This window comes from Micromonospora sp. NPDC023869, assembly GCF_055559695.1.
The window spans coordinates 915,218-940,196 of record NZ_JBVHKD010000001.1; the positions used below are offsets into that span (position 1 = coordinate 915,218).

The following is a 24,979-nucleotide window of genomic DNA, read 5'->3' on the forward strand; positions in this document are numbered from 1 at the left end:
GTCAACGCCCCCCACGGTCGGCGATGACGGCGCGCATGATCTGCCCGGAGATCCGGGCCGCCTCTGCGCTGCCGCCGCTGCCGGCCTCTTCGAGCAGCACGCAGACCGCCGAGACCGGTTCCCCGTTGGAGTCGATGGCGAAACCGATGAACCAGCCGTGGTCGGGCCGGTCGGGCGCCGACTGGGCGGTACCCGTCTTGCCGCCCACGGTGTAGCCGTTGATCTGTGCGGAACGGGCGGTGCCGTTCTCCACCACGCTGACCATCATGTCCCGCAGGTCGGCGGCGACCTCACGGCTGACCGGGCGGCGCAGTTCACGCGGCTGGGCCGGGTCGTAGACGGTGGTACGGTCCGGTCCGAGGAGCTGGCGTACCAGGTAGGGCCGCATCTGGCTGCCCTGGTTGGCGACCGCGGCGGCGATCATCGCCCCTTCCAGGGGGCTCATCCGCACGTCGCGCTGCCCGATGGAGGACTGGGCCAGCGCCGCCGGGTCGGCCCCGCCGTCGGGGTTCTGCATGTCGCCGGTACGGCTGGCGGCCACCGCCTGGCCGCCCTCGCCGAGCCGGCCGACGGTCAGGTCCTCCTGCTCGAACCCGAACTGCCGGGCCTTCTCCTTGATCACGTCCGGGCCGAGCTGCACACCGAGCTTGGCGAAACCGGTGTTACAGGAGTCGGTGACCGCCTTCATCAGGGTGACCTGGGACTGCGGGCAGATCGACGGCACCGCGTTGGTGATCGCCTCGCCGGAGGTCGGTGGGGTGTAGCTGGGCCCGGCCGGAATGTTGGTGTCCTTGCCGATCCCGTTCTCCAGCGCGGCGGCGGCCACCACCATCTTGAACGTGGAGCCCGGCGGCAGCACCTCGGCCAGCGCCCGGTTGCGCAGCGGACGCTGCGGGTCCTGCTCCAGCTCGTTGTACGCCTTGGTCGCCTCGCTGGTGTTGTGGCTGGCCAGCGGGTTCGGGTCGAAGCTGGGCATGGAGACCAGCGCCTGCACCGCCCCGGTCTTCGGGTCGATGGCGATCGCCGCGCCCTTCTTCACCCCCCGGTTGTTGTTGCGCATCTGGTCGTACGCGACGTCCTGGGCCCCCCGGGAGAGGGTGAGCAGCACGTTTCCACCGGCGGTGCGGTCGCCGGTGAACATGTCCTTGATCCGGTTGGCGATGAGCTGGTCGCTGGTGCCGGCGAGGAAGTCGTTCTCGGAGCGCTCGATCCCGGTGTCGCCGAGGTTGACCGGCTTGTAGCCGAGCACGTGGGCGTACTTCGCCCCGCCCGGATAGGTCCGCAGGAACTTCAGCTCGCCCTCGGTCTCCTTGCTGACCGCCAGGGCGGTGCCGCCCGCCTCGATGTTGCCGCGACGGCGTTCGTACTCGGCGACCTGGACCCGGCCGTTGTAGTCGCTGGTGCGGTACTCGTCGGCCTTGTACGCCTGGATCCAGTTCAGGTTGGCGAAGAGCAGGGCGAACAGAACGATGACGACGACGCCGACCCGGCGCAGGGGTGCGTTCACGGCTTGATCACCTCCGTGGGGGCACCGTGCAGTTGCTCGGGCGGCCCGCCGGACGGACGGTTCACCTTGCCGCCGACCCCGGTCACCGGGCGGCGCCCGGCGTCGGAGACCCGCAGCAGCACCGCGACCAGCAGCCAGTTCGCCATCAGCGACGAGCCACCGGCGGAGAGGAACGGGGTGGTCTGACCGGTCAGCGGGATGAGCCCGCTGATGCCGCCGACGATCACGAAGACCTGGAGCGCGAGGGTGAAGGCCAGACCACCGGCGAGCAGCTTGCCGAAGGAGTCGCGGACGGCGATGGCGGCCCGCAGCCCGCGCTCCACGATCAGCAGATAGATCACCAGCAGCGCGGAGAGACCGAACAGACCGATCTCCTCGCCGATGCCGGCGAAGATGAAGTCGTTCTGTACCTCCGGCAGCAGCAGCGGTTGACCGCCGCCCGGTCCGGCGCCGAACATCCCGCCGGTGCCGAGCGCGAGCAGCCCCTGCACCAACTGGTAGCCGGAGTCGTACGGCTCGGCGAACGGGTCGAGCCAGATCTCCGCCCGCACGTAGAAGTTCGCGAACGGTCCACCGAACTGCTCCCCGAGCACGTACGCGAGGTAGGCGCCGCCGAAGAAGAGGACCAGACCGATGAGCAGCCAACTGACCCGTTCGGTGGCGATGTACACCGTCGCCACGAACATGCCGAAGTAGAGCAGCGAGGTGCCGAGGTCCTTCTCGAAGATCAGGACTAGCAGGCTGATCACCCAGACCACCAGCACCGGGCCCAGGTCGCGACCACGCGGGAAGTCGATGCCGAGGAACCGGTGGCTGGCCAGCGAGAGCACCTCGCGCTTGCGGACCAGGTAGTAGGCGAAGAAGACCAACAGGGCGAGCTTGGCGAACTCGCCGGGCTGGATGGAGAAGCTGCCGATCCGGACCCAGAGCTTGGCACCGTTGATCTCGGAGATGCTGGCCGGCAGTACGGCCGGCAGCATGACCAGCACGATGCCGGCCAGGCCCAGGGTGTACGCGTACCGGGAGATCGAGCGGTGGTCGCGCATGATGGCCAGCAGCCCGGCGGCGAGAATCACCGAGACCAGCGTCCAGGCCAACTGCCGCCCACCGGTGCCCGCGAAGGTGGCCATGTCGACCCGGTCCTCGGGGGCCGCCCGGGCCAGGTCCAGCCGGTGCAGGAAGCCGACGCCGAGCCCGTTGAGCAGGGCCACCGCCGGCAGCAGGGCCGGGTCGGCGAAGGGTGCCAGGAACCGGATCACCAGGTGCATGCCGAGGAACACCGCGGTGAGCGCGGCGGCCGGCACCCAGAAGGTCGGGGTGACCGTGTCGAGCACGTTCGCCTCGACCATCGCCCCGTACGCCGCGACCAGGGCCATCGCCAGTAACAGCAGCGACAGCTCGGCGTTACGCCGGGACCGGGCCTGGCGTACGCCGGAACGCTCGCCCGCACTGGCGGGCGAGGTTGCCGGGGTGGCCGCTGCGGTCACGATCGTCCTCGGTTCGGGTGCCGGTGCCTACTCGGGCGACCGGCAGGCCGCCGGGTCGACGGTGGGCGAGAAGGTGTCGGGCGGGGCGTCGGGCGTACCGGTGGGCAGGACCGCCGCCCCGTTGTCGGACGGGCGCGCCGGTGGGGTCGCGGAGGTGCCCGTGGCGGACACCGACGCGCTGCCGACCGGGCTCGGCGAGCCGCTCGGCGCTTCCGGTGCCGGCGAGGGCTCGCCCGCGTCGGGAGTCGGACTCGGGGGCGGGCTCGTGGTGGGCGGGCAGACCGGCTTGAGGTTGACGTTGGTGGGGCTGTCCACCGTCAGCTCGGCCAGCCGGCGTGCCGCGTCCGGCTCGCTCTTGGCCGGAATGCCCTGCTTGACCTGCTCCTGCGCGGCGAGGGTGAGATCGTCGAGCTGGGCGCTGCTCTCGGAGTGGACCGTGGAGAGGTCCATCCCGGCGATCTGGCCCTGGATGCCACGGAACACGGCCACCTGGCCGTCCTGCGTGGCGCCGACGTAGTACTGCCGCTGGGTGTAGGTGTACCCGCCGTAGAGGCTGCCGCCGAGGATCACCGCCAGGGCGGTCGTCATCGCCAGCGCGCGCAGCGGGCGGCGACGGGCCTCCGGCTCGTCGTCGCCGTTGCCGGCGGGCTCCTCCGGAACGGCCGGGCGGGGGGCGGAGAGCGCCGAGGCCCGGGCGGCCGGGGTGGAGACGTCGGCCGAGGTCGCCATGCCACGGTCGCGGGCCGCCGCGCCGCCGACGATCGGCGCCGCCTCGACGATGTCCCGGTCGGTGGCGTCCGCGATGATCACCGTGATGTTGTCCGGGCCGCCGCCGCGCAGAGCGAGTTGCACGAGTCGCTCGACGCACTGCTGCGGATCGGTGTACTCGCGCATGGTCTCGGCGATGGTCTCCGCACTGACCACGCCGGAGAGTCCGTCGGAGCAGATCAGGTAGCGGTCACCGGTGAGCACCTGGCGCACGGAGTACTCGGGGTCGATGTCCCGGCCGTCCAGGGCCCGGGTGAGCAGCGAGCGCTGGGGGTGACTGCTCGCCTCCTCCGGGCTGATCCGGCCTTCGTCGACGAGCATCTGGACGTAGGTGTCGTCCTTGGTGACCTGCGCGAACTCGCCGTCGCGCAGGAGGTAGGCCCGCGAGTCACCGATGTGGACCATGCCCAGCTTGCTGCCGGAGAAGAGGGTCGCGGTGAGCGTGGTGCCCATCCCCTCCAGCTGTGGGTTGGCCTCCACGGTGTCGCGGAGCTGCTGGTTGGCGGTGCTCACGGCAGAACGCAACGCGTCGACGAGGGCGTCACCGGGGACGTCCTCGTCGAGCGGCGCCATGGCACCGATGACGATGTTGCTGGCGACGTCACCGGCGGCCATGCCGCCCATGCCGTCGGCGACGGCGAGAAGCCGCGGTCCGGCGTAGACGGAATCCTGGTTACCGTCACGGATCAGACCGCGGTCGCTGTGGGCCGCATAGCGCAGGGTCAGAGTCATGGCCGTAATTCGAGAGAGGTGCGGCCGATCCGGATCGGCACGCCGAGGGGAACGGGGGTCGGTCCGGTGACCTTAGCGCGATCGAGGTACGTCCCGTTAGTCGAGCCGAGATCCTCGACGAACCACTGCCCGTCGCGCGGTACGAGTCGGGCGTGTCGCGCGGAGGCGTAGTCGTCGGTGATGACGAGGGTGGAGTCCTCGGCCCGACCGATGGTTATCTGTGCCTCGCCCAGCGTGATCCGGGTGCCGGCCAGTTGCCCCGCGGTCACCACGAGCTGGTGTGCCGCCCGTCCCCGCTTCACCTTCGCCGGCTTCGCCGTCGCCTGACCGGTCGAGGCGCCGACCGCCCGGGGTGCGGCCACCAGCCGACCCGAACGGGCCCCCGCGAACAGGTCCCGACGGATGACACCGACCACCGTGAACACGAAGATCCACAACAGGACGAGGAATCCGAACCGGGCGACGGTGATGACGAGTTCCGGCAAGGCGGGTCAGCCGTCCACGCGGAAGGTCAGGGTGGTCGTACCGAGCTGGATCATGTCGCCGGGGTTCAGCGCCACGGCGGAGACCCGCTGGCCGTTGACCATCGTGCCGTTGGTCGAGCCGAGATCGGTCAGCACGACCTGGCCGCCGTCGAAGTCCAGCCGGGCGTGTCGCCGGGAGATGCCGACGTCGGGCAGACGCAGGTTGGCCTGGTCGCCCCGACCGATCACGGTCGAGCCCATCTGGAGCGGGTAGGTGCGGCCGTCACCGGAGACCAGCCGGACGTTGCGGCCACCACCGTGCCCCTGCGGAGGGCCGTAGCCGCCGCCCTGGTCGTACGAGGGGTATCCAGGCGGCCCGGCGTCGTACCCGCCGCCGGGCGCCGAGACCGGGGCGACCTCGCCACCGGTGTAGACCTCGGCGGTGACCCGGAACATGCCGGTGTCCAGCCCTTCACCGCGCTCGATCTCGACGATCACGTCGCCGTAGACCGTCCAGGCCTGCTCGCCGATGAACTCCGCCTGCGACTGGGCCAACTCCTGGGCCAGCGCGGCGGCGTACGGCGCCAGCCGACTGTGGTCGTAGGGCGAGAGATCGATCACGTAGCGGTTCGGCACCAACGTGCGCCCACCGGCCAGGATGGCCTTGTGCGCCTCGGCCTCTCGCTGCATGGCGTTGAGGATCTCCACGGGGTGCACGACCCCCTTGAAGACCTTGGCGAAGGCCCCTTCGACCAGGCCTTCCAGACGCTTCTCGAAGCGTTGCAGCACGCTCACCGGCTCCTCCTCGGGTCCCGAGGACATGATGGTATCCGTCCAGAGCGCACGCAGCTCACACGCCGCTCGGCCAGCAGGCCACAGCCCGTTCGGACGGCCTCTAATCGTCGTGCTACTCTTTCGTCCGCCACGAACGGTAACCGCTGGAAGCAGCGAATGCCATTCGCGGTAACGACCGAAGGTCACGTAGCATTGCCGAGGTCCGCCGGAGACGGTGGAGCCGGCCCGGGCTACGCTGTCCGAGGTCATGCCACGGGGAAGTGGCGGAATGGCAGACGCGCACGGTTCAGGTCCGTGTGCCCGAAAGGGCGTGGGGGTTCAACTCCCCCCTTCCCCACCACAGACGAGGGCTCCGCGGCGACGCGGGGCCCTCGCTCCGTATCGAGGCGTACCAAACGTCACGCTATGCTCCGATGGTTTCTGCCTCCGACGCACCAGGAGTGGCATGTGAGTGTCGCATTCGTGACCGGTTCGGGCGGGCTGATCGGCTCCGAGGCGGTCCGGCACTTCGCCGGCCTCGGTCTCGACGTCGTCGGCATCGACAACGACATGCGGCAGGAGTTCTTCGGCGAGGAGGCGTCCACCGCCTGGAACGTCCGCCGGCTGACCGACGAGCTGGGTGAGAGGTACTCGCACCACAGCATCGACATCCGCGACCGCAGCGCGCTCGGCGCGCTCTTCAAGCGGTACGGCCGGGACGTCGCCGTGGTCATCCACACGGCCGCGCAGCCCTCGCACGACTGGGCGGTGCGTGACCCGTTCACCGACTTCGACGTGAACGCCGCCGGCACCCTGAACGTCCTGCAGAGCGTCCGGGAACACTGCGTGGAGGCGCCGGTCATCCACTGCTCGACGAACAAGGTCTATGGCGACCGGCCGAACAGCCTGCCCCTGGTCGAGCTGGAGACCCGCTGGGAGATCGAGCCGGGCCACCCGTACGAGCAGGGCATCCGCGAGGACATGTCGATCGACGCCTGCCTGCACTCCATCTTTGGCGCCTCCAAGGTCGCCGCCGACGTGATGGTGCAGGAGTACGGCCGCTACTTCGACATGAGGACCGCCTGCTTCCGGGGCGGGACGCTGACCGGCCCGGCCCACTCGGCCACCGAACTGCACGGCTTCCTGGCGTACGTGATGCGCTGCAACATGGAGCGCCGGACGTACAAGATCTACGGCTACCAGGGCAAGCAGGTGCGGGACGCGATCCACAGCTCGGACGTGGTCTCCGCGTTCGAGGCGTTCTTCCGCAACCCGCGCTCGGCGGCGGTGTACAACCTCGGCGGCGGCCGGCACTCCAACACCTCCATGCGGGAGGCGTTCACCGAGGCCGAGCGGATCACCGGGCAAGAGATGATCTCGGAGTACGTCGAGGCCAACCGGGTCGGCGACCACAAGTGGTGGATCGGCTCCAACGAGGCGTTCCAGGCCGACTACCCGGACTGGAAGCAGGTCTACGACGTACCCATGATCATGCGTGAGATCTACGAGGCCAACGTGGACAAGTGGGTGCCGGGAGCATGACCAAGAAGAACGTCCTCGGCGTGCTCGTCGACGCCACGACCTACGCCGAGGCGACCGAGCGGGTGGTGGCCGCCGCGCAGGACCGTCGTCCGATGGCGTTGACCGCGCTGGCCGTGCACGGCGTGATGACCGGTGTGCTGGACCCGCCCCACAACGCCCGACTCAACTCGTTCGACGTGGTGACCCCGGACGGCCAGCCGGTGCGCTGGGCGTTGAACCTGCTGCACGGCGCCGGCCTCACTGACCGGGTGTACGGGCCGCTGCTGACCCTGCACGTGCTCTCCCGCTTCGCCGACGAGGGCCTGCCGGTCTACCTGTACGGCTCGACCGACGAGACGCTGGCCCGGCTGATCCCGGAGCTGGAGCGGATGTTCCCGGCGTTGAAGATCGCCGGGGTGGAGGCGTCGAAGTTCCGCGCCGTGCAGCCGGGCGAGGACGTCGAGATCGCCGACCGGATCAAGGCCAGCGGCGCCCGACTCGTCCTGGTCGGGCTCGGCTGCCCGCGCCAGGAGGTATTCACGTACGCGATGCGTCCGCTGCTGGACATGCCGATGATGGCGGTCGGCGCGGCCTTCGACTACCACGCCGGTCTGCTGCGTCAGCCGCCGCCGTGGATGCAGCGGGCCGGGCTGGAGTGGTTCTGGCGGCTCGGGCTGGAGCCGAAGCGGCTCTGGCGCCGCTACGTGATCCTCAACCCGGCGTACCTCGGCCGGCTGTTCGCGCAGAAGACCGGGCTGTGGAAGGCCCAGCCGCCGGCCCCGGCCACCGAGCGTCCGAGCACGTTCGCGGTCTGACCGAGGCGTCGAACGACCACCGGGCCCCTGGCGTGATGCCCGGGGGCCCGATGCCGTTGCGGACGTCAGAGGGTCAGCGTCCAGGTGTTCACGTAGCCGGTGTCTCCGCTGTAGACGTCCCGCACCTGGAGCCGCCAGGTGCCGTTCGCCGCCTCGGTGGAGAGGTTCACCGTGTAGGTGGCGATCACGTTGTCCGCGCCGTCGAGGATGCTGCTGTTCTTCAGGCGGTAGGACGACCCGTCTGGGGCGAGCAGGTCGACGACCAGGTCACCACGGTAGGTGTGCACGATGTTCACCGCGACGGTCGAGTTCGACGCGGCGTTCCGGTTGCAGCCGGCGATGGTGATCGAGCTGGTCACCGCCGAGCCGGCGTCTGGGATCGCCACGTCGGTGCCGTTGGTGCCCGTGCAGCCGCCGCTGCCGCTGCCGGTCACCGTCAGCGAGAACGTCGCGGTCTTGCTGCCGGACGCGGCGCTGCCGGTCACCGTCACCGGGTAAGTGCCGGCGGGGGTGCTGGCCGAGGTGGTGACGGTCAGCGTCGACGACCCGCCGGAGGTGACGGTGGCCGGGCTGAACGAGGCGGTGGCCCCGGACGGTAGGCCGCTCGCCGAGAGGCTCACCGACTGCGCCGAACCGTTGGTGGTGGCGGTGGCCACGCTCGCGGTCACCGAGCCGCCGGGCGCGGTGGAGCCGGAGGTCGGCGACACCGAGACCGAGAAGTCGTTGGTCGGCGGCGGGGTGTCGCCGTTGACCACGTACAGCAGTTGGTTCGGGGTCCCGGTGCCCACGTTCGTGACCACGTTCGGGGTCGAGTTGGCCACCAGGTAGTCCCGGACCTGCTGCGGGGTCCACGACGGGTTGGCCGACAGCACCAGCGCGGCGACGCCGGCCACGTGCGGTGAGGCCATCGACGTACCGCTGATCGAGTTGGTCGCGGTGTCGCCGGTGTGCCAGGCCGACGTGATGCTCACGCCCGGCGCGAGGATGTCCACGCAGGTGCCGAAGTTGGAGAAGCTCGCGGCGGCGTCGTTGTTCTGGGTGGCACCGACGGTGATCGCCGGAGCGGCCCGGGCCGGCGAGTAGTTGCAGGCGTTCTGCCGCTGGCCGAGCGCGTTGCCGTTACCGGCGGCCACCGCGTAGGTGATGCCGGCGTTGATCGAGTTGATCACCGCGTTGTCGACCGAGGTGTTCGCCCCGCCGCCCAGGCTCATGTTGGCGACGGCCGGCTTGACCGCGTTCGCGGTGACCCAGTCGATGCCGGCGATGACTCCGGCGTTGGTGCCGCTGCCCTGGCAGTTCAGCACCTTGACCGCCACCAGCCGGGTGGCCTTGGCGACGCCGTACGCGGTGCCGCCGACCGTACCGGCGACGTGGGTGCCGTGGCCGTTGCAGTCGGTGTTGTTGGTGTCGACGGTGTTGGTGCCCCAGGTCGCCCGGCCGCCGAAGTCGGAGTGGGTCGTCCGGATGCCGGTGTCGATGACGTACGAGGTGACGTTCGAGGCGGTGTTCGGGTAGGTGTAGGAGTTGTTCAGCGGCAGGTTCCGCTGGTCGATCCGGTCCAGACCCCAGGACGGGGGGTTCGCCTGGGTGCCGCTGATCGTGACGGTGTGGTTCTGCTCGACGTACGCCACCGCCGGGTCGGCGGCGATCCGCGCCGCAGCCTTGGCGCTGACCCGGAGTTCCGCGCCGCGTACCGCCGTGGTGTAGGTGCGGGCCGTGCTGCCGCCGTGCCGACGCAGCAGCCGGTCCACCGACGACCCGACAGCGCTGCGGCCCACCTCGGCGTCCTTGAACACGACGATGTAGCTTCCCTCGACGGCGGTGGCACCGCCGGCGCTCCTGATCGTGCCGACCGGCTCGGCCGCCATGGCCGGGGTGGCCGTGGCGACCATGGCCAGCGCGGCCAGGCCGACGAGTACGGACCTGTGTGGAAGAGCCATCTTCCTACCTCCCTCCGACCGGCACCGATCGTCTACCCGTTCGTGGCAGGTTGATCGATGAATGCCGATCGAGGTGAGAGTAGTGGTGCGCCTGCAGGCAGATAAACATGCCGGATCTCCCATCACGCCGGTGCGATGGCCCCCTACGGGGACCGGGTACGGGACGAACGGGGGGCGGGCCCGGATTCGCGAGCGCGGCAATCGGGCAAGTCTGATGGGCATGCAGAGCCATCTCGCCCTCCTGCTCCCGGTCGCCACCGTCTGGTGGGTCGCCGGATACCTCGCGGACGGGCTGCCCCGGATGACCCACGCCCGCGGACTGCGCCGACACACCGGCTGGTTGCTCGGCCTGACCGGGGCAGGGCTCGCCCTGACGGTGGCGCTGCCGATCGCCGGACTGAGCACTCCCGGGGCCACCCTGGCCGACCGAGCCGCGAGCGGACTCACGCTGGCCGCCGTACCCGCCGCCGTGGTGGCGATCTGCACGGTCCGCCGAGTACGCCGGCTGCTGGCCGGAGCCAGCACGCTCGCCACGGCTCCCCGAACCCCGGCCCCGCACGGGTTGCGGGCCGCCGCCGCCCACCCGCTGATCGGCCTGCCGTTGCAGGTGACCGGGCTGGCGCTGCTGCCGGCCCTGATCGCGGCGAGCGGTGCCGGTCAGTTCCTCGGGCCCGATGCCGCCGGACCAGCGGTCACCGTGGGGGCGTTGGGCGTCGCGGCCATCGGCGTACGCCATGCGCTGCGGCACAACCGACTCGCCGAGTTGGCCATGCCGGAGCGGACGGCGGCCTCAGCGCAGCCGGCCCGAGCCCTGCACGTATAGCAGTTCCAGGATCGCCCGGGTCGCCTCGAACCAGCGGTCCAGCCAGCCGGGCGGCGGCACGCTGCCGCGCGGCGGCAGCTCCATCATCAGCCCGTGCATCAGCGGATGGTCCACCAGGGAGGGATTCTCCGTCATCGGCCAGCCCGGCGGCGGGAACGATCCCTCGGTGAGCGGGTTCGGGTCCAGGGACGGCGGCGCGTGCTGCGACTGGCCCGCCTCGCCCCGGACGTCCCGCCCGCCGCGTTCAGCGTCCGGCGGCACCTCGCTCAACATGCTGTCCCGGCGGGCGCCGCGGTACTGACCGCCGAACCGCTCCGCCTTCGCGGGACCGTTGCTGATGTTCTCTGATCCGATACTTGTCATTGCGTCTCGCCTGTCTCGTTCGGTTACCCGCCCTGCCGGGAGGATGTCGACCAGCGCGTACCGACAGGTACAACGAGACACGGTCGATGTGGCGACGGCAGCCGCCCTGGCGGCGCGGAGGGGTGGCGCCGTAACGCACGGTCCCCGTCCGGCTGAGCCGGACGGGGACCGTTCACACCGCTTACCGCCAGTCAGCTCCGGCCGAACGCGCCGTCCCTGGTGCCGGCGACGAAGGCGTGCCAGTGCCCCGGAGCGAAGACGAGGGCCGGACCGGCCTTGTCCTTCGAATCCCGGACGCCGACCGCCCCGGTCACGTACGCCACCTCCACGCAGTTGTCACAGTTCGGGCCGCTCTTCGAGCTCTTGAACCATGTCGCCTGCGTCAGGTCCACGGAGAATCCCTGCGTCGCCACTTCCACAACGGCTCCTCTGCCAGTCTCGCGATGTACTCGACGGACTCCTCCGGACGTCGGGCCGCTGCTCGAATGTGATCGAAGATGAAGCTGTACTTCTGTAGCTCGTCGCTCTTCTCCAGGAAGAGCCCACCCGTGGCGTTCTCCGCGTACACGACATCCGGATCACCGGGTTCGGGGAAGCTGAGGATCGTGAAGGTGCCGTCCATGCCGGCGTGCGCTCCCACCTCGAACGGCAGGACCTGGAGCGTCACGTTCGGCAGCTGGGCCACCTCCGCCAATCGTTTGAGCTGGTCACGCATGACCGTGTCCCCGCCAACCGGACGGCTCAGCACCGCCTCATCGAGCACCACCCACAGATCGACCGGATCATCCTGGGTCAACAACGACTGACGGCCGAGTCGGACACGCACTCGTTGCTGTACTTGTTCGGGGGTGAAGTCCGGACGGGCGGCCTTGATCATCGCGCTGGCGTAGTCCTCGGTCTCCAGCAGTCCGGGTATCACCTGCTGCTCGTACGCGCGGATCGAGCTGGCCGCCGCCTCCAGGCCGACGAACGCGCCGACCAACACCGTGCTGTAAGGGTGCCACCAGCCCTTCTGTCGCGCCTCGCGGGCAATCTGCACCAGCTCGTCGCTCTCGGCGCCGACCACACCGTAGATCCGGAGCATGTCCCGCACGTCGCGGGGCGTGGCGGAGGTGTGGCCGGTCTCGATGCGGGAGACCTTCGACGCCGAGCACTCCAACTGCTCGGCGACCGCTTCTATGGTGATGCCGGCAGCCTCGCGTTGGCGGCGCAGTTCCGCGCCGAGCCGGCGCCGCCGGATGGTCGGACTGCGGCGCTCGCTCACCCGATGTCACCTCTCGCCTCGACGCGCCGCTGGTTCGACACCCGCCTCGGGCGCGACCGTCGGGGCTGGCGAGCGTTCGCGGCGTGGGGGTGGTGCCGGTCGTCGGCCGGCCGCGGCGGCGAGACCGTTCCTCAGTGTGCCGCTCGGGTGGTCGCGCGTTCAAGCGCCGTTTCGTGCGAGCCGCTCACTTATTGGCAAAAGTCTACGTGCAACTTGCATGCAGCACCTCTCTGATGCACTCTGTCCGTATGACCTGGGTTACGCACCGTCTCCACGTCGTCTCCCCCCGTGATCTCCACGGCGGAGGCGCGGACGGGGCGTACCTCCGACCGTCGGCCACGGGCCCGGATTCCCCGCGCGGGAGCCGGCCGCCCACCCCCGGCGGCGGCTCCGGCGACACCACCTGAGCCCGCACCGGTCGAGCGGCGCGCCACCAGCGTTCCCGGCACCGACCAACGCCCGCGCCACGAACCGGCGCACGAGACACGACCTCGTCGCCGGAGCAGCATCTCCCCCCGTTCGCCCCGCCGGCCTTCCCCGTCGGCCAACCCTCTCAGGAGCCCATGTGCTTCCCCGCTCCGGTGACGTACTGCACGTGACTCGCGCGGCGAGTGTCCAGTTCCGCAGCAAACCCATTCAGTTCCGGGTGATCCGGGTGCTCGACCGACCCACCTACGACGGTTGGATCTGGCTCGAAGGCTACGAGTTGAACGCGGCGGGGGACGCGGTCAACCGGCGTTCGATCTTCGTCCAGCGGGCGGGTCTGGAGCAGATCCAGGCCGCTCCGCAGCCTCGTCCGCACACCGTCCGCTCGGCCCGCCGGCCGGTCACCCGAACTCCGGTCCGGGTCGGCTGAGCATCACGAACAGCCGCCGTGGGGGCATGCCGACGCCATAGAATCGGTATGCCCACCCCGGCAAAGTCTCCATCCCGCGCGTCCCGGGCCCTGAACCTGGGATGGCCATGGTCAATCTGCCCACGCGACAGCCCCATCGGTCCCGCATCACCTACGCCTTCGGAGTGATGGCGCTACTCGGTGCCGCCACCACCGTGCTGGTGCTGTTCCGGGACCCCGCCCTCTCGTCCACCCGGCTGGCCGAGCCGGTCCCGGCACCCGAGATCACCGTCGTGCAGACCGAGCCGGTCGGCCCGTACGGCGTGACCGGCGGCGGGGACGGTTTCGGCACGACCGACCAGCCGGGTGGCGACCCGGCCGCCGCGTACGGCGGCTCCGCGTCGGTCGACGACCCGCACCGGGAGACGGAGCCGACAGCCCACGCCACCCGTGCGGATCCCCGCCAGGAACTCAGCCGCTCACTGTTCTGGTCCGGCGTGTTCGGGTTGGCGATCTCGCTGGCCGGGCTGGGACTGGTCGGCACCAGACGACGGATGTGGTGACCGGCGCTCAGGCGGTCGGGCTGACCGTGACGGTCGGCGTGGCGGTCGGCGCACCGGTCGTCGGCGACGGGCTCGGGCTCGAGGTGGCCACCACCAGCCTGATCTCGTCGCCCGCCTCGACCAGCTCACCCGCACCGGGCTCGGTGGCGATCACCGTGCCCGGCGGCTGGTCCGACGGCCGGTACTCCACCTCGTACCCGAGATCGAGCTGATCCAGCAGCGCCCGCGCGGCCGCCTCGGAGAGCCCGGTCAGCGGCGGCACCGGAAGCTGTGCCGGGGCAGCGCTGGTGGTCGGCGGTGGTGACGGTGACCGGGTCGTCGGCGACGGTGACGTGGTGGTCGGCGGCGCCTGCGTCGTCGGCTGCGGGGACGGTGGCGTCGCCCCGTCCTCGTCCAACGCCTGCCGCACCAGCCACAGGCCCAGACCGAGCAGGCCGAGCAGGAGCAGCAGGACGACACCCCAGAGAATCGGCAACCACCAGCGCCGGTTCCCCTGGTCGTCGGGGTACCAGTCGCCACCGACCGGCTCACCCTCGAAACCCGGCCGGACCGACGGCACCTCCGCCCGCCCCGACCACGCCGGCGAGCCGGACCGCTGCGTCGGGGGCAACGGCGCGGTCGCGTCCGCCGGTGCGGGCTCCCCGGGCGTACGCCCCAACGGCGCGGTCGCGTCGGGTGCGGTGTCACCGGGCGTACGGTCCAGCGGAGCGGTCTCGTCGGGACGTCCGGTGGCCGGCGGAATCGGACGGGTCCGGTCGTCCGACTCGTCCCCGGGCGGCTCCTGGCGGTCGTCGCTCATCGCACGTCCTTTCCGCCGGTCCGGCGGGCGGCATGGCCCTCGACGGTCAACCTAACGGTTCGTCGGGCCATCGGCCGGCATCAGCGTGTCGGACGCGCGTCACTACGACTCTTCGCTGGCCTCCGGGCTCGGGGTCGTGCCGCACCAGATCTGGACCACGTCGTTCCATCGTCCGACGGAGCCGGCGGTCGGGTCCTGGGCGGTGACCGTGCCGGACCTCCCGGTGGGGTAACGCGGATAGAAGCCGTCGTCGGTGAGTTCGTCCCGTGCCTCACCACACGAGTCACCGATCAGGTCCGGTACCGAACTCTCGGGTGCGGCGCCGGTCACGGTGACCTTCACGGTGGTCCCCCGCTTCACCGGTGAACCACCGGCCGGCTCGGTGCTGCGCACGCTGGAACTGTCGCCGCTGCCGAAGACGAACTGCCAGCCCAGCCCTCGGTCCCGTAGCTCCTCCCGGGCCTCCTCGAAGTCCATGCCCACGAGTTCCGGCACCGTCAGGCCGGTGCGGTTCGGCGCGGGCCGGGGGGACTGGCTGGTCGCTGCCGTCGTCGGCCGCTCGCGCGGTGTCGGCGAACTTTCGGAGGTCGGGGCCCGGCTGCCGCTCGCGTCGAGTGTCGGGCCGCGCGACGACTTCTGGTCGCCGGCCAGCACCCATCCGCCGGTCGCCCCGATGACGGCGAGGAGTGCCGCCGCGAGGCCGCCGCCGATCACCACCTTCGCGCGGTCCGGGCCGGTGCCGGAGCGCACCTCGTCCCGGTCCGTGGATCCGTCCGTCATCTCCGCCCACCGCCCTATCACCGACGACCGTAGTCGCCGACGCCAAGCACTGTCCGTCACCGTTACCGCCGGGTGCCGCACACGACTCGCCGCACCGACCACAGGACGTTACGCTGCCCGGCATGGCCAGACAGGGCTGGGGAGGATCGATCGCCACCGCGGCCGGCGTGGCAGCCGGCGCCGGGGCCGCCCAACTGGGCTTCGGATACGGCCTGGGCATTCTCAACTGGGCACCGACCGAGGCAACCGCCGGCACCGCGGCCTGGGTGGCGAGCCTGATCTGGGCCACCTGGATCGCCGCCACCTCGACGATCTTCGGCGCGGTCTGCGCGCAACGTCTACGCGACCGCCGCACCGGCCCGCACCCCGCATCCGGCCCGACCATCGCGCCCCCCGACGCCGGTACGCCCACCGGGGCCGTCCCGTCGGCCGCCACCGCCCCGCAGACCGAGACGGTCGGGGCCGACAACAATCGGGCCGACACCGTCCGGTCCGACGACGTTCGATCCCATGCCGCCGGGTCGAGGGAGGTCGGTGACGGCGGTGGCCTCTGGTGGATCGCGCTGGCCGGTGCCTCCGGGCTGGGCGCCCTGATCACCGTGCTGCTGGTCGCCGTGCCGGCACGGGTGGCGGAGGTGCCGGACACCCCGTCCCCACGGAACATGGCCGCCGGCTACGCCGCGATCGGCGTACTGGTCGGAGTGCTGGTGGCGGTCTGGGCACTGCGGTGCCGGGCCGCCGCCACCAACGTCATCGCCACCGCCGGTTGGCTCTGGCTGCTCGCCGTGGTCGCCGTGGTCGACTCGGTGCTCGCCGGTCGCGGACTCACCACGGCCCAGCTTGGCATCTGGCAACTCAGCTCGGACAACCCCCAGTTCTGGGTCCGCGACTACTTCTACTGGCCCGGGGCGGTCCTCTCGCTCGGCTCGGCGCTGCTGATCGGCGCACTGGCCGCCCGCCACGGCGTACGTCCAGCCCACCGGCGGGTCGGCGCCACCGCCTCCGGTGCCGCCGGACCGCTGCTGGTGGCCGTCGCCTACTTCCTGGCCGTGCCGAGGCTGACCGCGATCAGCCCGGAGCAGGTGTCGGCCCACCTGATCGCCCCGTACGCGGTGATCGTCGGCATCGGCGGGTCGGTCCTGGTCGCGGCGCTCGCCCAGCGGGCCGCCCGACGCAGGCAGGAGCTGCCGCCCACCGGCGACGCGCCCCGGGTGCCCCGGCAACGCGTGGCGGCCGACGACAGGGCTACCGCACCGGTGGCCGACGACAGCGGCGCGCGCACCCGTACGGCGCCCGGCTCGACCGCCGCCGACCCGACCTCGCCCGACCCGGCGGCGACGGCGGTCGACGGGCCGGTGGGAGCCGACGACAAGGAGCCCGCACCCGCCGCGACCCGGAGCACCAGCCCGGCCCGGCGGCGGCTCGGCGCCAGGAGCGGCACGGACAGCGGGCGGAGTGGGTCGGCCGGTGACGACGGTGGAGCCGCTACTCCGGCCTCCCCGGGCGGTGCACCGGCCCCCGACGGGGCGTCGACGTCGCCCACCTCTGCCACCACGCCGTCGGACGGCGGCTCGTCCGGCACCGACACCCCACCCGAGGGCACCGGTCGACGGGGCCGCCGCAGCCGCTGACCCGGCCGTACGCGCCGCGATGCGCGGCGTCGTCACGAAAGTCAGTCGATGGGCCAGGTGTGCACTGGCTCGTTGGTGCGTTGCAACTCGGCGTAGCGCTGGAGCATGTGGTGCAGGGCGGCGGTCCGGTTCAGGCCGTGTTGCCGCTCGGCGGCCCACACCGCTGCGGTCTGCCAGACCGCACCGTTGCGTCCGGTACGGCAGCGCTGCTCGATGATGCCGAGCAGACGGTCCCGCTCCGCCGGGGACACCCCGAACCCGTCGAGCCCGGCGGCGGCGATCGGCAGCAGGACGTCCAGCACCAGCGTGGTGACCGGCACCTCACCGACCCGTGGCCAGTGCAGCACGGCGTCCATGCCCCGTCGGGCGGCGGCGTGGAAGTTCTCCTCGGCGGAGCTGAAGGTGAGCTGGCTCCAGATCGGCCGGTCGGCCTCGGCCAGGCCACGGGCCAGCCCGAAGTAGAAGGCCGCGTTGGCCAGCATGTCGACCACGGTCGGCCCGGCGGGCAGCACCCGGTTCTCCACCCGCAGGTGCGGACGGCCGTCCATGATGTCGTAGACCGGCCGGTTCCAGCGGTAGACGGTGCCGTTGTGCAGGCGCAACTCCGCAAGCTCCGGTACGCCGCCCGCGTGCAGCACCTCCACCGGGTCCTCGGTCTCGCAGATCGGCAGCAGCGGCGGGAAGTAGCGGACGTTCTCCTCGAACAGGTCGAAGATGGACGTGATCCAGCGTTCCCCGAACCAGACCCGGGGTCGTACGCCCTGTGCCTTCAGCTCGTCCGGCCGGGTGTCGGTGGCCTGCTCGAACAGGGCGATCCGGGTCTCCGCCCAGAGTTGGCGGCCGTACAGGAAGGGCGAGTTCGCCCCGACCGCCACCTGCACCCCGGCGATGGCCTGGGAGGCGTTCCAGTAGTCGGCGAAGCTGTCCGGCGCGACCTGGAGGTGGAACTGGAGGCTGGTGCAGGCGGCCTCCGGCGCGATCGAGTCGGTGTGCGTACGCAGGCGTTCGACGCCGCGGATGTCGAGTTCGATGTCCTCGCCCCGGGCACCGACGATCTGGTCGTTGAGGACTCGGTACCGCTCGTTGGTGGAGAGGTTGTCGGCGACCAGATGGCGCTCGGTCAGCGTGGGCAGGATGCCGACCAGGACGATCCGGGTGTCCGAGCGGGCCGCCCGCTCGTTCGCCCGGTCCAGGCTGCCGCGCAGGTCACGCTCGTAGTCGGCGAACCCGCCGTTGGAGATGAGCCGGGGGTTGGCGTTCAACTCCAGGTTGAACTGGCCCAACTCGGTCTGGAACAACGGATCGGCGATGGCGGCGAGGATCTCCTCGTTGCGCATCGCCGGCTCGGCGAGCGGGTCGACCAGGTTGAGCTCGATCTCCAGCCCGGTCATCGGTCGGTCGGCGTCGAACCCGAAGTCGTCCAGCATCAACGCGAAGACGTCCAGACAGCGGCGGACCTTCTGGCGGTACCGGATCCGATCCTCACGGGAGAAGGCGGCTCGGTCGACGTCCCTGCCCATGTTTCCTCCCGGCGCGCGACGCGACGGAACGGTGCCGTTCCGCAGCGCAGTGTGAACCATACTCGGTGAAAGCGCCGAACCGGATGGCCCGAAGATCGGTCCATTGCCGCAGTCCACCCGCCTTGCGGGTGGGTCGGACCCATCGACGGGGCGGGTGAGCCGCTCCCGCGGGCATTCCTACCCGGCCGGGTCCGTCACGCCACCCACCCCCCTGCTAACAACCTGTGACAAACCGCACCGCGACCGTCACCGGGTACGCCGACGGGCCCGCGCGATCGGCGCGGGCCCGTCGGCGTACGGGGACGATCAGGACTGGCGAATGCCCTCGCCCTCAATCTCGATCTTGACCTTCTTGCCGACCAGCACGCCGCCGGACTCCAGAGCCACGTTCCAGGTCAGACCGAAGTCCTCCCGGTCGATCTCGGTGCTCGCCGAGAAGCCGAAGATGTCCTGGCCGAACGGGCTGCGGCCGACGCCCTCGAACTCGACCTTCAGCTCCACCGGACGCGTCACGCCCTTGATGGTCAGCTCACCGTCGAGCACGAACTCGTTGCCCTCGTGCGACTTCACGCCGGTGCTGCGGTACTCCAGGGTGGGGAACTGCTCGGCGTCGAGGAACTCCGGGCTGCGCAGGTGCGCGTCCCGGTCGGCCTGCGCGGTGTTGATGCTGGCGGCCTGGATGGTGGCGCTGACCGTGGACCCCAAAGGCTCCTCGGCGATGGTGATGGTGGCCTCTGCGTCGGCGAACTCACCGCGAACCTTGCTTACCATCATGTGCCGGGCGACGAAGCCCACGCGCTTGTGCGCCGCGTCCAGCAGGTAGGTGCCGGCCGCCGGGATGGTGAGGCCGTTCCACTCGCGGGTAACCGGCTCGGTGCTGCTGGTCATGAGAGACTGCCCTCCGGAAGAGATTGTTTAGTAGCCCAACGACTGCGACAGCAACTATAGTCGTAGCAATATTCCGTGTGTCAAGTACTGATAGGATGGGCCGGTGAACCCGAACGTGTTCGACGACCCTCGGATCACCGCTGTCGGCCTCCTCTTCGAGGTGCACGCGGGCCTCTCCGCCCGCTTCGCCACGCAACTCGACGAGCACGGGCTGTCAGCGGTGGAGTTCGAGGTGCTGACCCGGCTCACCCGCTCGCCCGGTAACCAGCTGCGGATGACCGACCTCGCCGCGCAGACGTCGCTCTCCACCAGCGGCGTCACTCGGGTCGTGGACCGGATGGAACGCGACGGCCTGATCACCCGACGCGCCTGCCCCTCCGACCGACGCAGCTCGTACGCCGTGGTGACCCCCGCCGGCCTGCGCCGGCTCGACGAGAGCCTGCCCGGCCACCTTCAACTCATCGAGGACTGGTTCACCGGGCAACTCGACCCGGCGGCGCTGAACGCACTGCTGGACGGTCTGCGGCAGATTCGCGACGCCGTCCATCCCTGCGCGACCGCTGGCAGCAGCGACACCGCCCCGGACGAGGAAGCGACCCGGAAAACACCTGATTCGTCCCCGTGCTGAGCGGGGCGACACCTCGCCCGGGCGCACCGGTCCGACCTTCGGTGCCGGTCCGCACACCCGAGCGTGACCGCACCGGCAGAAGGACCGGCAGAACCAGGCAAGCAAGCGGCGATATCACTGCAAAGCAGACAGACCTCGCGGTGGTCGCTCGCTAATCTCGCTGCAGCGGGGGCGCATTGGGGGGAATCGGCGCGGGCGATGAGCGAGGGGTGGTAACAGGGGGCTTCCTCGTCCGCGCCACCCCAGTTTCCGCCGCCGGTCGGCCGGGCCACGAGCCCGGCCCGCCGTGCTTTCCGGCACCGTCCGCGCCGGTCCGGCTCACCGCCGACGCCCGACGGCCGACTGACAACGCGTACAACAGCTCCTGCTCCTGCGACAGCAGCCGGACGCCGCCCGCGCGGCAGGCGAGGTCCAGTCGATCGAGCACCTCCGGGTCCGCCGTGCTCGCCGCGAGGCCGACCAACGCCTCCACCACCCGACGCCGGTCCCGGTCCTCCCCGTTCATCTCGGCCGCAGCGGCGAACCACTCCTCCGCGACCTCCCGGTCCCCCCGGTGCCGGGCCAGGTGTCCCTCGATCAGCGCGCCGGTCCCGTCCAACGGCCGCAGCTCGGCGAGCACCTCGGCGGCCTCGGCCGCACGGCCGTCCTGGGCAAGCGCCAGACCCAGCGTGCCCAGCACCCGACGGCGGTGCCGGGGCACCCCCAGGTCGGCCAGGGCCGCCAGGACCCGCCGGGCCTCGTCGACCGCGTCGACGTACCGGCCCTCCAGGCGGAACACCTCCGCGACCGTGCCCCGGGCCAGCACCCGCAGTCGCTGCTCCCCGCACTGCCCACCGAGACGGTCCACGGTGGCCAGTCGACGACGAGCGGCAGCGAGGTCGGCCACCCGCATCTCGTGCCAGGCCAGGTGGTGCTGCGCGATCGCCATCTGCCGGAGCAGGCCAGCCTCGGTCGCCACCGCCAGCACCGCTTCCGCCTGCTCCCGGGCCTGTCCCGGCCGACCCGTCGCGGACAGCAGCGCACCCAGCACGTTCCGCGCCTCCAACTCGCCCGGCACGTCACCGAGACGCCGGAACGCCGCCAGCGCGGCCTGTGCTGTCGGCAACTCCTCACCCGCAGCGCCGTGCTCACCGGCGAGCATCGCGACACCGAGCGACGCCCACGCCCGCAACGCCGGATCGGCATCGGCGGTACGCGGATCGGCGAGCAACCGCAGTAGCCACTGCCGCCCCAGGACGTCCCGACCCCGCAGCCGCCACCAGCGGGACAGCGCCGCCGCCAGGCGCAGTGCGGTCAGCGGATCGTCCACCGCCGCGTACGCCAACGCCGAACTGATGTCGCCGGTGACCTCGTCCAGCCGGTGCGCCGCGACGGTCGCACCGGCACCGCTGAGCGCCGGGACGGTCCGCTCCACCAACCGGGTCACCACCCGGGCGTGCCGGCGCCGGATCGCGGTCGACTCACCGGCACCGGACGCCTGCTCGACCGCGTAGTCACGGACGGCGTCGACCAGCCGGAACCGGAACGGCCCAGTGCCGCGTACGCTCAGCAGCCCCAGGTCGAGGAAGCGGTTCAGCATCGGCACCGGATCGGCACCGGCCCCCGTGCCCGCGAGCATCTCCTCGGCCATCTCGACCGACCAGCGGTTGCCGAAAGCGGCCAGCCGACGCAACGCGGCCCGCTCCTCGTCGGCCAGCAACCGGTAGCTGGTGGCCACCGCGTCGCGGAGGGTCTCCGCCACGGCCGCCCGCGCGTCGTCTCCCCGGCTCGGGCCCGCCTCCCACCCGCCGCGTGCCGCGCCCGAGGTGTCCAGGTCCAGCACCCGGTCGCCGTACCGGTCGAGCAGCTCGGTGAGGTCGAGCAGTCGCCCGCGCGCGGCCATCAACTCGATCGCCAGCGGCAGTCCGCCCAGCCGCCGGACCAGCGACGCCAGCGCCGGCAGCTCGGCGTCGGACGGCGGCTCCGGGCGTACCTGGGCCAGCCGCGCGGTGAACAACGCGACCGCCGGATAGGTGGCCAGCGCCCCGGGGTCCGTGCCGCCCGGCGGCGGTACGTCCAGCGGCGACACCGGACGGACCCGTTCCCCCGGCAGCCCGACCGGATGCCGGCCGGTGACCAGCACCCGCAGCGAGGGCACCCCGCCGACGAGCCGGTGCAGGGTGGCGGCCACCGGTCCCGGCGCACGTTCCGCCGCGTCCACCAGCAGTACGGCCCGCCGGTCACCGAGCCGGGCGGCCAGTTCGGTGATCCGGGCGGCACCGAACACCGTCACCGAGGCGGCCAGCACGTCGGTGACGTCGGACCCGGCACCGATCAGCACCCCGGCCACGCCACCCGGATGGGCCGGTGCGACGGCGTGCACCGCCGCCAACGCCAGCGCCGTCTTGCCGACCCCGGCCAGCCCCACCAGGCTGATCACCCGGGGGCCACGCGGATCGGTCAACATCGCGGTCACCTCGGCCACGTCCTGTTCCCGGCCGATCAGGTCCGGCGCAGGCGGCAGGCCCAGTGCCGGACCCGGGTGGGAGGGCGCGCTCACGTTGCCCGTCCCCCGCGCGGCGGTCAGGAACGCGGCGCGGGCGTCACCGGTCAGTTCGAGCGCTCCGGCGAGCAGTTCGACGGTGGTGCGCTGCGGGCGTACGGATCGTCCCCGTTCCAGGTCACGAACCGTCCGGATGCCGACGCCGGCGCGTACCGCCAGCTCGGCCTGGGTGAGGCCGGCGGCCAGGCGGTGCGACCGCAACAGTTCCGGGAGACCGGCGTGCGTGACCGGCCCGACCCGACGATCATGACCCGGAGGCATGGCCACGGACACTACGGGCCACACCCGACACTGGACACGGGATCGTCGGCCACCCGACCCCACCGCGAAGAAACCCGACAGCGGCCGACCGGTCGACAGCACTGGACGATCAGCCATTGATCGGGGTAACAAGCGACGGTCACAATGCGCGGTTCCCACATCCCGCGATCGGTTGCCGGGCGACCTCGACACCTGGCAGGCCCGCTGGTTGCTGGCCCGCCGGTCACGTCGATCACCGCCACCAGCCGCCCCACTGATTCTGCGCCGATGTGTAGAACGGCAGCACGTGCATGTCGACGCACCACCGATGTTCGCAACCGCCACTCACCGCCAGCCTTCTTATCGTGGCAGTGTGGCTGTTCCCGCAGCGGCGTGTCGAACAGCCACACTGCCACGATAAGTCGAGGCACATTCTCGGCCGCCATAGCGTCACGGCCAGCAGCAGGCACAGTCCATGCGACGTCCGTCCGCTGCCTGTTCTGGCACCTTGGGGAACAGGGCACCGGCGAAGAGTGGCAGGTGCTGCTCGTGACGACCACCGACCGGTATCCCGACCTGGAGCGGCACCTGATCGGCGAACACCCATGGGACAATCCGCAGGTGATCGCTGTACCGCTCGTCGCCGCGTCTATGGACTATCTGGCGTGGGTGCGGCGGACAGTTGACGGCGGGTAGACACCTCTGTGGCCAGCGTCCACAGCTCGACCACACACGGCAGAGCGCAATGCGGTTCCAGGCGGCGCAAGAGCGCACCGACTCGCTGTCCCCGTCGGGTGATCAACCTGCGCGGGTGTCCACACCACGCGCCTCCAACCACGCCCGACGCGCCGCCCGGTGTTCGTCCAGCACCACCGACGCCCATCCGATGCGGGGGCAGCCGTCGGGGGTGCAGTCGGCGCAGCGCAGCCCAGCGTCGCGTATCCACGGGCGAGGTGCAGGAAGTGAGAGTGACGACGCTCGACGCTGCCCGCACGGCTGGCGTCGACCCGCTCCCCGACACGCAGCGCCTCACCCGGCCGGGACAGCTCCAGCACCACGGCGGCCCGGTGAATGCCGACGTTCGTGGGGCCGAAGTACATCCACTGGTGATCCGTCTCGCCGGTGACGGCGGCCAGGCGGTCGGCGTCGTCCAAGGCCCGCAGTGCCGTGTGTTCGTCGCGCAGCCGGGCAGCCTGGATGGACAGCAGCAGGTTGAGTCCGCCCAGCACCGACAGCCGCGCCGCATCGCTGTTGTCGACGGCCGACAGGTCGGATATCGCCCCACGGCACAGGTCGGCGGACTCTTCGGTGTGTCCCCGGTTGGATAGGACTTGCGCCAGGTTCCACGCGGCGCTGCCCCGATAGATCGGGTCGTCTGCGTCGCGTGCCGCTGTCAACGCCCGGTCGGCGGCGAGCAGCGCCACGTCGGCGGCACCGATCTTCTTGGCGAACGCGCGGACGAGCAGGTACAGGTCGGCGGTGATCCGCAGCGCCTCCCGGCGTTCGTTGCCGGTAGCGGCGGCAACGGCCCGGATGAGGTCGGGCAGCACCGGCCCGGTGTGCGTGTACCGCTGCTGTGACTGCGCCCAGGTGGCCCACGCCATTTCGACGGCGGCGCGCAGCTCGGCGAGCGGCATCACGTCGCCGGACGGCGGCGCGTACGCATGGATGGCGGACCTGAGCGGCTTCACCGAATCATGTTCGATCGGGTCGTCCGGCAGGTGGCCGACGGGCATGCCGGTAAGTCGGTACAGGTCACGGACACGCAGGATGCGGGCTATCTCGATCCAGTCGCCGAGGGTGTTCACGGACCGCTCGCCGGATTCCCACTTCCGCCAGGCCGAGACGGTCACGCCCTTGAGTTGGGCGGCGACTTCTTGTGTGAGTCCGGCTCGCTGCCGGTACAACTTGATGCGCTGGCCGGGTGTCATGCCCGGCGTGATGACGGGTTCCACGGCTGGTCTTCTCCCGGTAGAGGACGGGTGAGGGCGCCGTCCGGCCTCTACCCCGTCGGGCCGCCCACATCGACGGTACGCCGTAGACACTCCGAAGGGGCACCCGCAATGGGGCGCCCCTTCGTGTCGTGGCGGTCAGG

22 protein-coding genes, 1 tRNA gene and 1 pseudogene are annotated in these 24,979 nt (G+C 71.2%); 9 read left to right on the forward strand and 15 right to left on the reverse strand.

Features of this window, described 5'->3' with window-relative positions; genetic code table 11:
- Position 1: 1 nt before the first annotated feature.
- The 5 genes from ACZ31C_RS03940 to ACZ31C_RS03960 are packed head-to-tail and all read right to left on the reverse strand — an operon-like array spanning position 2 to position 5,780.
- Positions 2–1,507: a peptidoglycan D,D-transpeptidase FtsI family protein gene (locus ACZ31C_RS03940; protein WP_396743941.1), complete on the reverse strand. Its 1,506-nt coding sequence runs from the start codon at positions 1,505–1,507 to the stop codon at positions 2–4.
- Positions 1,504–2,994, reverse strand: a complete 1,491-nt coding sequence (locus ACZ31C_RS03945) for an FtsW/RodA/SpoVE family cell cycle protein (RefSeq protein WP_350697913.1) — start codon at positions 2,992–2,994, stop codon at positions 1,504–1,506. The genes ACZ31C_RS03940 and ACZ31C_RS03945 overlap by 4 nt, the downstream gene beginning before the upstream one ends.
- 27 nt (positions 2,995–3,021) lie before the next feature.
- Complete coding sequence (locus ACZ31C_RS03950; RefSeq protein ID WP_465794070.1) at positions 3,022–4,494, reverse strand: PP2C family protein-serine/threonine phosphatase; 1,473 nt, start codon at positions 4,492–4,494, stop codon at positions 3,022–3,024.
- On the reverse strand, positions 4,491–4,979 hold the full coding sequence (locus tag ACZ31C_RS03955; protein WP_111242783.1) for an FHA domain-containing protein FhaB/FipA: 489 nt from the start codon (positions 4,977–4,979) through the stop codon (positions 4,491–4,493). The genes ACZ31C_RS03950 and ACZ31C_RS03955 overlap by 4 nt, the downstream gene beginning before the upstream one ends.
- A gap of 6 nt (positions 4,980–4,985) precedes the next feature.
- Positions 4,986–5,780, reverse strand: a complete 795-nt coding sequence (locus tag ACZ31C_RS03960; protein WP_131051381.1) for an FhaA domain-containing protein — start codon at positions 5,778–5,780, stop codon at positions 4,986–4,988.
- Positions 5,781–6,007: 227 nt separating this feature from the next.
- Between ACZ31C_RS03960 and ACZ31C_RS03965 the strand changes: the two genes are divergently transcribed.
- The 3 genes from ACZ31C_RS03965 (at position 6,008) to ACZ31C_RS03975 (ending at position 8,068) form a co-directional block, all read left to right on the forward strand.
- A tRNA-Leu gene (locus tag ACZ31C_RS03965) sits at positions 6,008–6,093 on the forward strand.
- A 65-nt stretch (positions 6,094–6,158) separates the two neighbouring features.
- Positions 6,159–7,274, forward strand: coding sequence for an NAD-dependent epimerase/dehydratase family protein (locus ACZ31C_RS03970; protein ID WP_465794071.1), 1,116 nt, complete (start codon positions 6,159–6,161; stop codon positions 7,272–7,274).
- Positions 7,271–8,068, forward strand: coding sequence for a WecB/TagA/CpsF family glycosyltransferase (locus tag ACZ31C_RS03975; protein WP_465794072.1), 798 nt, complete (start codon positions 7,271–7,273; stop codon positions 8,066–8,068). Before ACZ31C_RS03970 ends, ACZ31C_RS03975 begins: the two co-directional genes overlap by 4 nt.
- 65 nt (positions 8,069–8,133) lie before the next feature.
- Here ACZ31C_RS03975 and ACZ31C_RS03980 read toward each other — a convergent pair whose 3' ends face one another.
- Complete coding sequence (locus ACZ31C_RS03980; RefSeq protein ID WP_465794073.1) at positions 8,134–10,008, reverse strand: S8 family peptidase; 1,875 nt, start codon at positions 10,006–10,008, stop codon at positions 8,134–8,136.
- A gap of 220 nt (positions 10,009–10,228) precedes the next feature.
- Here ACZ31C_RS03980 and ACZ31C_RS03985 point away from each other — a divergent pair, with 220 nt between their 5' ends.
- Positions 10,229–10,831, forward strand: coding sequence for a hypothetical protein (locus ACZ31C_RS03985; protein ID WP_465794074.1), 603 nt, complete (start codon positions 10,229–10,231; stop codon positions 10,829–10,831).
- Here the strand turns inward: ACZ31C_RS03985 and ACZ31C_RS03990 are convergent.
- The 3 genes from ACZ31C_RS03990 to ACZ31C_RS04000 all read right to left on the reverse strand — a co-directional run bounded on the left by ACZ31C_RS03990 (position 10,799) and on the right by ACZ31C_RS04000 (position 12,458).
- Complete coding sequence (locus tag ACZ31C_RS03990; RefSeq protein ID WP_465794075.1) at positions 10,799–11,194, reverse strand: hypothetical protein; 396 nt, start codon at positions 11,192–11,194, stop codon at positions 10,799–10,801. The two genes, ACZ31C_RS03985 and ACZ31C_RS03990, sit on opposite strands and share 33 nt — an antisense overlap.
- Before the next feature lie 191 nt (positions 11,195–11,385).
- The gene (locus ACZ31C_RS03995) at positions 11,386–11,607 is read right to left on the reverse strand and encodes a DUF397 domain-containing protein (protein WP_131051387.1); all 222 of its coding nucleotides are present in this window, start codon (positions 11,605–11,607) and stop codon (positions 11,386–11,388) included.
- Complete coding sequence (locus tag ACZ31C_RS04000) at positions 11,577–12,458, reverse strand: helix-turn-helix domain-containing protein (protein WP_350697921.1); 882 nt, start codon at positions 12,456–12,458, stop codon at positions 11,577–11,579. The genes ACZ31C_RS03995 and ACZ31C_RS04000 overlap by 31 nt, the downstream gene beginning before the upstream one ends.
- 565 nt (positions 12,459–13,023) lie before the next feature.
- On the opposite strand from ACZ31C_RS04000, the gene ACZ31C_RS04005 reads away from it, so the two are divergent.
- Positions 13,024–13,314, forward strand: coding sequence for a hypothetical protein (locus ACZ31C_RS04005; protein ID WP_396743922.1), 291 nt, complete (start codon positions 13,024–13,026; stop codon positions 13,312–13,314).
- A 101-nt stretch (positions 13,315–13,415) separates the two neighbouring features.
- Positions 13,416–13,856 carry a hypothetical protein gene (locus ACZ31C_RS04010; protein WP_465794076.1) on the forward strand — a complete coding sequence of 147 codons (441 nt, stop codon included), beginning with the start codon at positions 13,416–13,418 and terminating at the stop codon, positions 13,854–13,856.
- Positions 13,857–13,863: 7 nt separating this feature from the next.
- On the opposite strand, the gene ACZ31C_RS04015 is transcribed toward ACZ31C_RS04010, so the two are convergent.
- The gene (locus ACZ31C_RS04015) at positions 13,864–14,655 is read right to left on the reverse strand and encodes a PASTA domain-containing protein (protein ID WP_465794077.1); all 792 of its coding nucleotides are present in this window, start codon (positions 14,653–14,655) and stop codon (positions 13,864–13,866) included.
- A 102-nt stretch (positions 14,656–14,757) separates the two neighbouring features.
- Positions 14,758–15,435 (reverse strand): PASTA domain-containing protein, encoded by a 678-nt coding sequence (locus ACZ31C_RS04020; protein ID WP_465794078.1) that lies wholly within the window; start codon positions 15,433–15,435, stop codon positions 14,758–14,760.
- Between the two features lie 122 nt (positions 15,436–15,557).
- Between ACZ31C_RS04020 and ACZ31C_RS04025 the strand changes: the two genes are divergently transcribed.
- A complete protein-coding gene (locus tag ACZ31C_RS04025; protein WP_465794079.1) occupies positions 15,558–17,066 on the forward strand; it encodes a hypothetical protein in 1,509 nt (502 codons plus the stop codon).
- Positions 17,067–17,107: 41 nt separating this feature from the next.
- Here the strand turns inward: ACZ31C_RS04025 and ACZ31C_RS04030 are convergent, their stop codons facing one another.
- Together ACZ31C_RS04030 and ACZ31C_RS04035 are read right to left on the reverse strand one after the other, a co-directional pair.
- Positions 17,108–18,586 carry a glutamate-cysteine ligase family protein gene (locus ACZ31C_RS04030; RefSeq protein ID WP_465794080.1) on the reverse strand — a complete coding sequence of 493 codons (1,479 nt, stop codon included), beginning with the start codon at positions 18,584–18,586 and terminating at the stop codon, positions 17,108–17,110.
- Between the two features lie 306 nt (positions 18,587–18,892).
- A complete protein-coding gene (locus ACZ31C_RS04035; RefSeq protein ID WP_396743905.1) occupies positions 18,893–19,474 on the reverse strand; it encodes a YceI family protein in 582 nt (193 codons plus the stop codon).
- A 103-nt stretch (positions 19,475–19,577) separates the two neighbouring features.
- Here ACZ31C_RS04035 and ACZ31C_RS04040 point away from each other — a divergent pair, with 103 nt between their 5' ends.
- A complete protein-coding gene (locus ACZ31C_RS04040) occupies positions 19,578–20,102 on the forward strand; it encodes a MarR family winged helix-turn-helix transcriptional regulator (RefSeq protein WP_465794081.1) in 525 nt (174 codons plus the stop codon).
- Positions 20,103–20,445: 343 nt separating this feature from the next.
- Here ACZ31C_RS04040 and ACZ31C_RS04045 read toward each other — a convergent pair.
- Positions 20,446–22,905, reverse strand: a pseudogene (locus tag ACZ31C_RS04045) (ATP-binding protein); the annotation flags it as partial.
- A 267-nt stretch (positions 22,906–23,172) separates the two neighbouring features.
- Here ACZ31C_RS04045 and cutA point away from each other — a divergent pair.
- The gene (gene cutA / locus ACZ31C_RS04050) at positions 23,173–23,580 is read left to right on the forward strand and encodes a divalent cation tolerance protein CutA (RefSeq protein ID WP_465794082.1); all 408 of its coding nucleotides are present in this window, start codon (positions 23,173–23,175) and stop codon (positions 23,578–23,580) included.
- On the opposite strand, the gene ACZ31C_RS04055 is transcribed toward cutA, so the two are convergent.
- Complete coding sequence (locus ACZ31C_RS04055) at positions 23,541–24,839, reverse strand: helix-turn-helix domain-containing protein (RefSeq protein ID WP_465794083.1); 1,299 nt, start codon at positions 24,837–24,839, stop codon at positions 23,541–23,543. The two genes, cutA and ACZ31C_RS04055, sit on opposite strands and share 40 nt — an antisense overlap.
- Between the last annotated feature and the right edge of the window lie 140 nt (positions 24,840–24,979).

Bases quoted from the DNA above. Each gene is read 5' to 3' on its own strand.
- ACZ31C_RS04015 (WP_465794077.1), bottom strand. From the start codon at position 14,655: ATGAGCGACGACCGCCAGGAGCCGCCCGGGGACGAGTCGGACGACCGG.
- cutA (WP_465794082.1), top strand. From the start codon at position 23,173: ATGTGTAGAACGGCAGCACGTGCATGTCGACGCACCACCGATGTTCGC.
- ACZ31C_RS04035 (WP_396743905.1), bottom strand. From the start codon at position 19,474: ATGACCAGCAGCACCGAGCCGGTTACCCGCGAGTGGAACGGCCTCACC.
- ACZ31C_RS03970 (WP_465794071.1), top strand. From the start codon at position 6,159: ATGCTCCGATGGTTTCTGCCTCCGACGCACCAGGAGTGGCATGTGAGT.
- ACZ31C_RS03960 (WP_131051381.1), bottom strand. From the start codon at position 5,780: ATGTCCTCGGGACCCGAGGAGGAGCCGGTGAGCGTGCTGCAACGCTTC.
- ACZ31C_RS03985 (WP_465794074.1), top strand. From the start codon at position 10,229: ATGCAGAGCCATCTCGCCCTCCTGCTCCCGGTCGCCACCGTCTGGTGG.
- ACZ31C_RS03975 (WP_465794072.1), top strand. From the start codon at position 7,271: ATGACCAAGAAGAACGTCCTCGGCGTGCTCGTCGACGCCACGACCTAC.
- ACZ31C_RS04030 (WP_465794080.1), bottom strand. From the start codon at position 18,586: ATGGGCAGGGACGTCGACCGAGCCGCCTTCTCCCGTGAGGATCGGATC.
- ACZ31C_RS03980 (WP_465794073.1), bottom strand. From the start codon at position 10,008: ATGGCTCTTCCACACAGGTCCGTACTCGTCGGCCTGGCCGCGCTGGCC.
- ACZ31C_RS04020 (WP_465794078.1), bottom strand. From the start codon at position 15,435: ATGACGGACGGATCCACGGACCGGGACGAGGTGCGCTCCGGCACCGGC.
- ACZ31C_RS04010 (WP_465794076.1), top strand. From the start codon at position 13,416: ATGGCCATGGTCAATCTGCCCACGCGACAGCCCCATCGGTCCCGCATC.
- ACZ31C_RS03950 (WP_465794070.1), bottom strand. From the start codon at position 4,494: ATGACTCTGACCCTGCGCTATGCGGCCCACAGCGACCGCGGTCTGATC.
- ACZ31C_RS03990 (WP_465794075.1), bottom strand. From the start codon at position 11,194: ATGACAAGTATCGGATCAGAGAACATCAGCAACGGTCCCGCGAAGGCG.
- ACZ31C_RS04025 (WP_465794079.1), top strand. From the start codon at position 15,558: ATGGCCAGACAGGGCTGGGGAGGATCGATCGCCACCGCGGCCGGCGTG.